The organism is Nocardioides sp. (assembly GCF_050699375.1).
GTDB lineage: Bacteria > Actinomycetota > Actinomycetes > Propionibacteriales > Nocardioidaceae > Nocardioides.
Genome location: NZ_JBOHDN010000383.1, coordinates 24667 through 33347, shown reverse-complemented (window position 1 = coordinate 33347; position 8681 = coordinate 24667). Strand labels below are relative to the sequence as shown.

At 68.7% G+C, this 8681-nt stretch carries 11 protein-coding genes; 4 read left to right on the top strand and 7 right to left on the bottom strand.

What is annotated here, in order from left to right:
- Positions 1 to 436, bottom strand: a 436-nt coding sequence (locus ACRDPS_RS25145) for an enoyl-CoA hydratase/isomerase family protein (RefSeq protein WP_431504409.1), incomplete at its 3' end; no start/stop codon positions are given.
- A complete protein-coding gene (locus tag ACRDPS_RS25140) occupies positions 433 to 1629 on the bottom strand; it encodes a thiolase family protein (protein WP_431504408.1) in 1197 nt (398 codons plus the stop codon). The genes ACRDPS_RS25145 and ACRDPS_RS25140, both read right to left, overlap by 4 nt.
- Before the next feature lie 308 nt (positions 1630 to 1937).
- On the opposite strand from ACRDPS_RS25140, the gene ACRDPS_RS25135 reads away from it, so the two are divergent.
- The 3 genes from ACRDPS_RS25135 (at position 1938) to ACRDPS_RS25125 (ending at position 4353) form a co-directional block, all read left to right on the top strand.
- Complete coding sequence (locus ACRDPS_RS25135; RefSeq protein WP_431504407.1) at positions 1938 to 2897, top strand: proteasome assembly chaperone family protein; 960 nt, start codon at positions 1938 to 1940, stop codon at positions 2895 to 2897.
- A gap of 9 nt (positions 2898 to 2906) precedes the next feature.
- On the top strand, positions 2907 to 3785 hold the full coding sequence (locus ACRDPS_RS25130; RefSeq protein WP_431504406.1) for an acyl-CoA thioesterase: 879 nt from the start codon (positions 2907 to 2909) through the stop codon (positions 3783 to 3785).
- A 217-nt stretch (positions 3786 to 4002) separates the two neighbouring features.
- The gene (locus ACRDPS_RS25125; RefSeq protein WP_431504405.1) at positions 4003 to 4353 is read left to right on the top strand and encodes an arsenate reductase family protein; all 351 of its coding nucleotides are present in this window, start codon (positions 4003 to 4005) and stop codon (positions 4351 to 4353) included.
- 5 nt (positions 4354 to 4358) lie between these two features.
- On the opposite strand, the gene ACRDPS_RS25120 is transcribed toward ACRDPS_RS25125, so the two are convergent.
- From ACRDPS_RS25120 to ACRDPS_RS25110, 3 genes are all read right to left on the bottom strand, one after another.
- Entirely contained in the window at positions 4359 to 4772 is a 414-nt protein-coding gene (locus tag ACRDPS_RS25120; RefSeq protein ID WP_431504404.1) for a PIN domain-containing protein, read from the bottom strand.
- The gene (vapB, locus tag ACRDPS_RS25115; protein WP_431504403.1) at positions 4763 to 4981 is read right to left on the bottom strand and encodes a type II toxin-antitoxin system VapB family antitoxin; all 219 of its coding nucleotides are present in this window, start codon (positions 4979 to 4981) and stop codon (positions 4763 to 4765) included. The genes ACRDPS_RS25120 and vapB overlap by 10 nt, the downstream gene beginning before the upstream one ends.
- 151 nt (positions 4982 to 5132) lie before the next feature.
- Positions 5133 to 5576: a MarR family winged helix-turn-helix transcriptional regulator gene (locus ACRDPS_RS25110; protein WP_431504402.1), complete on the bottom strand. Its 444-nt coding sequence runs from the start codon at positions 5574 to 5576 to the stop codon at positions 5133 to 5135.
- A 44-nt stretch (positions 5577 to 5620) separates the two neighbouring features.
- Between ACRDPS_RS25110 and ACRDPS_RS25105 the strand changes: the two genes are divergently transcribed.
- Positions 5621 to 6196, top strand: coding sequence for a maleylpyruvate isomerase family mycothiol-dependent enzyme (locus ACRDPS_RS25105; RefSeq protein ID WP_431504401.1), 576 nt, complete (start codon positions 5621 to 5623; stop codon positions 6194 to 6196).
- A gap of 104 nt (positions 6197 to 6300) precedes the next feature.
- Here ACRDPS_RS25105 and ACRDPS_RS25100 read toward each other — a convergent pair whose 3' ends face one another.
- On the bottom strand, positions 6301 to 7197 hold the full coding sequence (locus ACRDPS_RS25100) for a MaoC family dehydratase (protein ID WP_431504400.1): 897 nt from the start codon (positions 7195 to 7197) through the stop codon (positions 6301 to 6303).
- Positions 7197 to 8516: a 3-oxoacyl-ACP reductase gene (locus ACRDPS_RS25095; protein WP_431504399.1), complete on the bottom strand. Its 1320-nt coding sequence runs from the start codon at positions 8514 to 8516 to the stop codon at positions 7197 to 7199. The genes ACRDPS_RS25100 and ACRDPS_RS25095 overlap by 1 nt, the downstream gene beginning before the upstream one ends.
- Positions 8517 to 8681 lie beyond the last annotated feature (165 nt).

Sequence of the window (8681 nt, the reverse complement as noted above, 5' to 3'; positions counted from 1 at the left end):
GCGCGACCTCGAGGCCACCACCGAGCGCGAGCCCGTTGATGAACCCGAAGGACGGCTTCTGGTTGGTGCCGTCGCCGTCGGCCAGCTTGCGGAAGACCGCGTGACCGAGCTCGGCGATCGTACGGATACCGTCGGGGCCACCGGCCTGAAGCGCGGTCAGATCGGCGCCGGCAGCGAGGATGAACGGCTTGCCGGTGACGGCGATCGCGTCGACCGAGTCGTCGGCCAGGGCCGCGTCGTACGCCTTGTTGAGCTCGACCAGGGACTTCGGCCCGAACGTGTTCGGGCGGGTGTGGTCGTGGCCGTTGTCGAGGGTGACCAGGCCGAGGACCTTGCCGGAGGGCAGGGTGACCTTCGCCAGCTTGGCCTCGGTCACGACCTCGTCGTCGGAGAAGAGCTTCTCGACATCCGCGAGAAGAGTGTTGATGTCAGTCACTTGTCGCCCTTCCAGTTCGGGTTCTCCCAGATGACCGTGCCGCCCATACCCAGGCCGATGCACATGGTGGTGAGGCCGTAGCGGACCTCGGGGCGCTCCTCGAACTGGCGCGCCAGCTGGATCATCAGCCGCACACCGGAGGAGGCCAGCGGGTGGCCGAACGCGATCGCGCCACCGTAGGGGTTGACGCGCTCGTCGTCCTCGGAGATCCCGAAGTGGTCCAGGAACGCCAGGACCTGGATCGCGAAGGCCTCGTTGACCTCGAAGGCCTCGATGTCGTCGATGGTGAGCCCGGCCTTGGCCAGCGCCTTCTCGGTCGACGGGATCGGGCCGACGGCCATGACCTCGGGAGCGACACCGGAGAAGGCGTACGACACCAGGCGCATCTTGATCGGCAGACCGAGCTCGCGGGCGACGTCCTCGGAGGCCAGCAACGAGGCGGTCGCACCGTCGTTGATGCCGGCCGCGTTGCCCGCGGTGACGCGCCCGTGCGGGCGGAACGGGGTCTTCAGCTTGCCCAGGTCCGCAGGAGTGGTGCCGGGACGCATCGGCTCGTCGGTGGTGGCCAGACCCCAGCCGTTCTCGGCCGAGCGGGTCGCGACGGGGACCAGGTCGGGCTGGATCTTGCCGTCGGCGTACGCCTTCTCCGCAAGATCCTGCGAGCGGACCGCGAAACGGTCGGTGCGCTCCTTGGTGATCGCCGGGTAGCGGTCGTGCACGTTCTCGGCGGTGTTGCCCATGACCAGGGCGGACGGGTCGACGAGCTTCTCGGAGACGATCCGCGGGTTCGGGTCGACGCCCTCGCCCATCGGGTGGCGGCCCATGTGCTCGACGCCACCGGCGATGACGACGTCGTAGGCACCGAAGGCGATGCCGCCGGCCGTCGCGGTGACCGCGGTCATCGCGCCGGCGCACATCCGGTCGATCGCGTAGCCGGGCACCGACTGCGGCAGCCCGGCGAGCAGGGCGGCGGTGCGGCCGATGGTCAGGCCCTGGTCGCCGATCTGGGTGGTCGCGGCGATGGCGACCTCGTCGATCCGCTCCGGCGGAAGGTCGGGGTTGCGGCGCGTGAGCTCACGGATGAGCTTGACGACCAGGTCGTCTGCGCGGGTCTCGGCGTACTGGCCCTTGGCCTTGCCGAAAGGTGTGCGTACGCCGTCGACGAAGACGACTTCTCGCAGCTGTCGGGTCACCGTGTCACTCCATGTGGGTTGCCGGTCGGGTGTCGCCTGGCGGCGCTGTGGGTGCGGGCACCGGTGGTGCCCGCCGGATACATTACCCGCTAGTAACAACGGTCGCACCGAGGGGCTGGTCACACCGTCTGCCGCAGGGAGTCGCTGGGCCCCGCGCGTCGGCTTGGGAATATCGTGGGTCTCCACAATGCTGCGCTGTCGTCATGTGGAAGCGCGTACTGAGATGGTTGAGACCCAGGACCGAGACTCCGGGCGACACGGGAGACGGCGACACAGCAGTTGACGACACTGGAGGGGAGGAAGCAGCGATGACCGGATCACGCCTGGTGCACATCGTGAACGAGCTGCCCGAGGAGGTCCTCGCCGCCGGCGGAGAACGGCTGCCTCTGGTGGTCGTCCTGGAAGGGTTCCTCGACGCCGGCAAGGCCTCCGACCGAGCCGCCGAGCACCTGGTGCAGACCTCCAAGCGGGCACCGGTGGTGGCGACCTTCGATGTCGACGAGCTGCACGACTACCGGGCCCGGCGCCCGGCGATCTCCTTCGTGAGCGACCACTACGAGTCCTTCGACGCCCCGCGGCTGGTCGTCCGCCTGCTCAAGGACACCGGCGACACCCCGTACCTCCTCCTGCACGGCCCCGAGCCCGACAATCGCTGGGAGGCCTTTGCCGTCGCCGTACGCGAGGTCATCGAGCGCCTGGGGGTCACCGAGGTCATCTCGCTGACCTCGGTGCCGATGGCGGTTCCGCACACCCGGCCGCTGACCACGACCCGGCACGCCAACGACCCGGCCCAGGAGCTCGCCGGCCAGGTCTGGGAGAGCCCGTGGAAGGGCGAGATCCGGATCCCCTCCTCGGCTCAGGCCCTGGTCGAGGTACGCCTGGGGGAGTGGGGTCACCCGGCCGGCGGTTTCGTGGTGCACATGCCGCACTATCTGGCTCAGAGCGACTACCCGGCCGCTGCGGTCGTGCTCGTCGAGGAGCTCGAGCGGGCGGCGCGGCTGACGATCCCGGTCTCCGACCTGGAGGCCGAGGCGCAGCGGCGGGATGAGGAGATCACCTCCTATCTCGAGGACAATGCCGAGGTGAACGAGGTCGTGGCGGCTCTCGAGCAGCAGTACGACACCTTCCAGCGCGGCGAGCAGTCGGGCCGCTCGCTCCTGGCTCCCGACGAGCCGCTGCCGACCGGGGAGGAGCTCGGAGAGCAGTTCGAGCAGTTCCTCGCGGGCCTGAACGGTCCCGACCCCGACGATGACCCAGACAAGGACTGAGACGCCAGCATGACGACCGACGCCGTACCGGCGGACAAGGCAGTGGCCGAGCTGGTAGGCGTACTCGACCTGGTCCAGATCGACAAGGACCTCTTCCACGGTGCCACCACGACCCGCAACTCCCGCGGGCGGGCGTACGGCGGCCAGGTCGCCGCGCAGGCGTTGATGGCGGCTGTTCGGTCGGCCGACCCGGAGTACACCGTGCACTCGATGCACTCCTACTTCCTGCTCCCCGGCGACCCGTCCTACCCGATCGTCTACGACGTCGAGCGGATCCGCGATGGGCGCTCCTTCGAGACCAGGCGGGTCAGCGCGCGCCAGAAGGGGCGCGACATCTACTACCTGACCGCCAACTTCCAGCGTGCCGAGACCGGCTACGAGCACCAGGACGCGATGCCGCAGGTGCCGCCGCCGGAGAAGTGCATCGACTTCCTCAAGATGATGGCCGACTCCGGCAGCGCCGAGGCGGTCTCGCTGGCCCGTGAGTGGGAGGCGGTCGAGGTGCGCGCCGTCGGCAACTCCCTGCTCGGCATCGAGCCCGACCCGACCCGCCCCGCCCAGCAGCGCCTCTGGATCCGGCTGGGCGCGTCCCTGCCCGACGACGACGACATCCAGCGCGGCGCGTTCACCTGGGCCTCCGACATCTCGCTCCTCGGCGCCTCGCTTGCCGCCCACTCCCTGGACCACAAGGGCATCCAGATGGCCTCGCTCGACCACACCATCTGGTTCCACCGCCCCTTCCGCGCCGACGAGTGGTGGCTCTACGACCAGGAGAGCCCGTCAGCCTACGGCGGCCGCGGCCTCTCCATCGGCCGGGTCTTCACCGCCGACGGCATCCTCGCCGCCACGGTGGCCCAAGAGGGCCTCATCCGCCCACCCCGCCCCTGACCCATCGTCCGCCGACCCGGCGCGTCTGTCCCAAGATTCGGGCTCGAGTCGGCGCAACTGCCCCAAGATTCGGCGTCGAGTCGGCGCGTCTGTCTCAAGATTCGGCGTCGAGTCGGCGCGTCTGCCCCATCGCTCCTTCTGAGTACGCCAGCGCGCTATCGCACACCCCGGTCGCCGCCCGCGATAGCGCACCAACCCCGCGGGCTAAGGTGGCGCCGTGGACCAGATCACCGTGTACGAGAAGCCGACCTGCACGACGTGTCGGAACCTGTTCGTGCTCCTCAAGGAGGAGGGCATCGACTTCGAGAAGGTCGACTATCACGTGCTCGGCCTGCGTGCCGAGGAGGTCAAGGACATCCTCGCGAAGACCGGCCTGAGCGCGCGTGAGGTGCTGCGAAAGCGCGAGCCGGTCTACAAGGAGCTGGACCTCGCCAACCGCGACGTTTCCGAGGACGAGCTGGTCGCGCTGCTGGTCGAGCACCCGGCCCTGCTGCAGCGGCCGATCGTGCTCAAGGGTGAGCGCGGCGTGCTGGCTCGTCCGATCGAGAAGGTCCGCGAGCTCTTCTGAGCGGGTCAGGCACGCAGCCGCTCGACCGGCTGGCCGGTGGTGCGGGCGATGAGTTCGACGTTGTTGTCGGCGTGGAGCACGGTGAGGTCGGCCTCCTCCGCGACTGCCGCCACGATCAGATCCGGTACCGACGGCGCCTGGTGACGGCCGCGGCGCAGCACGCTGCGCTGGATCTCGAGCGCCCGTGCCTCCGTACGCGGCGTGAGGGTCGCGACGGGCATGTGGATCACCGGCACGTCCTCGACGAGCTCGGACCACTCGCGCTCCGAGCGGGCCAGGTGACCGATCTCGAGAAGCGTCGTGGTGGTGATGCGTACTTGTCCCAGCTCGATCAGGCGGGACCACTGCTCAGCGTCGGGGCTGGTGGACATTCGGGCGAGCGCCGACCTGTGCAGCAGCCAGGGTCGCCTCACGACCATGCGTCACGCATCAGGCCCCGGTCTGCGAGAGGGGCGTACTTCGCGAAGTCGCCGGCCGCGACCGGTCGCGCCGGTGGCAGCGGACGCAGCGCGTCGGGCGAGAACCACCGACGGAGATATTCGTTGCGAGTGAGCCCGAGCCGCGCAGCCTCGGAGTCGATGCGCGCAAGCTCGTCGTCCGAGAGCCCTCGGATCAATACGTCGGACATGTCTGTCCACCTCCTGAACGGGAGATGCTAGCCGACGGCGGCCATCCGACCGGTGAGGCCCAGCGTGCGTGTGTGGCGCACACCGGACATCACGGGCCCCGAAGGGGCCGTGGGCATCCTGCCGCGGTGAACACGAGCGGGTGCGTGATGCTCACCGCCAGGGGTCGTTGATCTCGCGGAGGTCCGCCAGGACGTCATACGCCAGTCGCAACCGCTCCGCGCCGACGTGATCGGCCCACTCGCCGAGCACCCGCTCTACCTCAGCGTTGGCCACCTCGACCAACCGAGCCGCACGCTCGGTGAGCCGGACGAGGCGGGCCCGACCATCAGACGGGTCGGGTATGCGCTCGACATACCCGGTGGCCTCGAGTTGCTCGACCAGGAACGCTGCGCTCTGCTTCGTAACCCGCGCCTGCGTGGCGAGCGAGGAGACCCGAGTGCCGTTCGGCCCGATCCGGGCTGCGATGCGTGCCTGCGCGAGGGTGATGTCCGTGAAGCCAGCGGCGGCGACCGCGTCGTGGGCCCGCTCCTCGAGGGCCCGGTTGCTCACGAAGAGGAGCACACCCAGGTTGGGGCCTTGACGCTCTGCGTTCATGAGAGCATATTAGACAGATAATCTGTCTACCCGGAGAAGGCGCCATGGATACCGACACGGTATGGCGGCACATCGACCACGAGCGCACCGCGGTCGCTGACTTGCTCGAGTCGCTGCCGGACGGCGCCTGGGGGACACCGAGCCTGTGTGCCGGCTGGACGGTGCGCGACGTCGGCGCACACCTCACCTTCGCGCACGCCCGGATTCGCGATGTGATCTGGCCGGCGCTACGTACGGGGCTTCGCTACGATGCGATGATCGACTACGCCGCGAGACGCTCGCCGCTCGACCAGCAGGAGATCGTGGCGATTCTTCGCGAGTTCGTCGGCTCGCGGCGTAGGGCGCCGTTCGTCACCGAACTGGAGCCGCTGATCGACATCCTCGTCCACGCCCAGGACATCTGCGTCCCGCTCGGGATCGACCACGCGATGCCTGTCGACGCCGCTGCCGCTGCGGCCGACCGAGTGCTCGGGATGCGCGGCATGATGCGGCTGTGGGAGCCGCCTGGCGGCGTACGGCTCCTGGCGACCGACATCGACTGGTCATGGGGCGAGGGGTCGGTCGTAGAAGCCCCGATGCGAGACCATCTGCTCACCCTCACCGGACGCTCGGTCGCGTAGCGGGCGTGGATCTGTCAGACATGCCCTCGGCCGTGTCTGACGAATCAACGCCGGCTAGCGTGCGCTCCCGCCCGATCGAGATGGTCCGCAACCGTCTCTAACCCTCACAAAGCGGTCGTACGCCCCACGAGATGAAGCGTGTTCGACCCGCGCTTGTGCTCTGCCGAATTTTGGAGTGAGAAGTCGTAGCCGTCGAGGTGCTTGAGCGACCCGAAGGCCACCGACGAGGGCAGGAAGACCGGCTTCTTGAACGCCACGTCCACGCGCGCCGCGTCGGGCAGCCGGTTCTCCAGCGCCGCGATGCAGCGGGCCTTGGTCCACATCCCGTGCGCGATCTGCCGCTTGAACCCGAGCGCCTTCGCGGTCAGCGGGAACAGGTGGATCGGGTTGAAGTCCCCAGCGACCTTGGCATAGCGCCGGCCCAGGTCCGCCTTGAGCGGGAAGACCGGCCCCGAGGGATCCACCTCGGCGAAGTCGGACGGCCAGGTGACGTCGGGGTTGCGCTTGCCGCGTACGAGGTAGGTCGAGGTGGACTCCCACACGACCTCTCCGCCGACGGTGGCCACGGTCAAGAAGGCGTACGCCTTGCCGACCGGGTGCGGTTCGGGCTGTCCCACGGTGGTGGTGACCGCAACGGCTTCGCCGACCGAGATCGGCCGGTAGCCGCTGATCGAGTTCTCGATGTGGACCATGCCCATCGCGGGCGAGGGGAAGTCCGGGGACGACATCAGCGCCATGTGCAACGGGAAGGCCAGCATGTGCGGGTAGGGGAGCGGCACGGTGTCCTTGATGGGGAACCCGCACAGCTCCGCGTACGCCGAGACCGCATCCCGCTCGAGGACGACGGGCTCGCGGGTGAGGCTGAGCTCGTCGTAGACGGCGCCGGTCTTCTTGATCCCAGGGATCGCGTTGACGCCCGGGATGGCGGGCAGCGCCGCCCTGACGAGCAGACCGGGACCGGCCTTCCCGGTGAAGGTGGGCTGCATCTTGGGGGCTCCCATCAGGCGCCCAGCATCATCTGGCCGCACACGCGCACGACGTTGCCGTTGACGCCGGTGGACGCGGGCGAGGCGTACCAGGCGATGGTCTCGGCGACGTCGACCGGGAGGCCTCCCTGGGACATCGCGTTGAGCCGCTGACCGACCTCACGGGTCGCGAACGGCACCGCGGCGGTCATCTGGGTGATGATGAAGCCCGGCGCGACCGCGTTGATGGTGATGCCGTCAGGAAGCTCCTCGGCGAGCGAGTCGACGAAGCCGATGACCGCGGCCTTCGACGCGCCGTAGGAGGTCTGGCCGAGGTTGCCCGCGATGCCTGCGATCGAGGAGACACCGATGATGCGGCCGTTGGGGCGCACCAGCTTCTGCTCGAGCAGCTCAGCGGTGATCCGCTCGGGGGCGGTGATGTTGATCTCCAGCACCTTGCCGAAGCGGTCGGCCTTCTGGTTGGCGAGCTTCTTGTCCAGCGTGACGCCGGCGTTGTGGACCACGATGTCGACCCCGCCGAACTTCTCCTGGAGGTAGGAGGCGATCTTCGCGGGGGCGTCCTCGGCGGTGATGTCCGCGGTGATGTAGTCGGAGGTGACCTTCTTCAGGTCGTCCTCGGCCGGCGGGATGTCCAGGCCGACGACGGTCGCACCGTCGCGTTGCAGGACCTTGGCGATCTCCTCGCCGATGCCGCGCGCGGCGCCGGTCACGAGGGCGACCTTGCCGGTCAGGGGCTTCTTCGGGTCGACCTGCTCAGCCGCGATGGAGGCGTTCTTGGTGCCGATCCGCACGACCTGGCCGGAGACGTACGCGCTCTTGGGGGAGAGCAGAAACGCCAGCGTCGAGAGCAGCGAGCCCTCGAAGCCCTCGGCGACATAGACGAGCTGAACGGTCCCGCCCTTGCCGATCTCCTTGCCGAGGCTTCGGGTGAAGCCCTCCAGGGCGCGCTGGGCGACCCGCTCGCCGCCCTCGAGCTGCTCGGGCGGGGTGCCGATGACGACCACGCGCGGGTTGGTCTCCAGCGAGCGCATCACCGGAGTGAAGAACTCCTGCAGCGCGACCAGGTCGGCGCTCGAGGTGAGTCCGGTGGCGTCGAAGACGAGGCCCTTGAGCTTTCCGCCGCCGGCTGCCTCGGTCGAGGTCACGTCCAGCTCGCCGAGGAGCCCGCCGAGCGACTCGGCCAGACGGCCACGGCCACCGACGAGCACGGTGCCCTTGACGAGCGGGGCACCTGCTGCGTACCGCTCGAGCTTGGCGGGGCTCGGCAGCCCGAGGTTCTTGACGAGGACCTTGCCGATCGCCGACTGGGTGAAGCTCTGGTACTTGTCGCTCATGTCTGCTCTGATCCTTCTGAGACGTGTTCGCTGGTGGTGGGCGAGGCGGGGAGGGCCCCGGCGCTATGTTACTCGTCAGTTGTAACTAGAGTTGTAACTCGGTGTCCATTTTTCGTGATCTCTCTGACATACCCTTCTCCAAAGCGCTTCATCAGACAAGGATGA

Coding starts and splice junctions, on each gene's coding strand:
- ACRDPS_RS25130 (WP_431504406.1), top strand. CDS start 2,907: ATGACGACCGACGCCGTACCGGCGGACAAGGCAGTGGCCGAGCTGGTA.
- ACRDPS_RS25100 (WP_431504400.1), bottom strand. CDS start 7,197: ATGGGAGCCCCCAAGATGCAGCCCACCTTCACCGGGAAGGCCGGTCCC.
- ACRDPS_RS25095 (WP_431504399.1), bottom strand. CDS start 8,516: ATGAGCGACAAGTACCAGAGCTTCACCCAGTCGGCGATCGGCAAGGTC.
- ACRDPS_RS25110 (WP_431504402.1), bottom strand. CDS start 5,576: ATGAACGCAGAGCGTCAAGGCCCCAACCTGGGTGTGCTCCTCTTCGTG.
- ACRDPS_RS25120 (WP_431504404.1), bottom strand. CDS start 4,772: ATGGTCGTGAGGCGACCCTGGCTGCTGCACAGGTCGGCGCTCGCCCGA.
- ACRDPS_RS25105 (WP_431504401.1), top strand. CDS start 5,621: ATGGATACCGACACGGTATGGCGGCACATCGACCACGAGCGCACCGCG.
- vapB (WP_431504403.1), bottom strand. CDS start 4,981: ATGTCCGACGTATTGATCCGAGGGCTCTCGGACGACGAGCTTGCGCGC.
- ACRDPS_RS25135 (WP_431504407.1), top strand. CDS start 1,938: ATGACCGGATCACGCCTGGTGCACATCGTGAACGAGCTGCCCGAGGAG.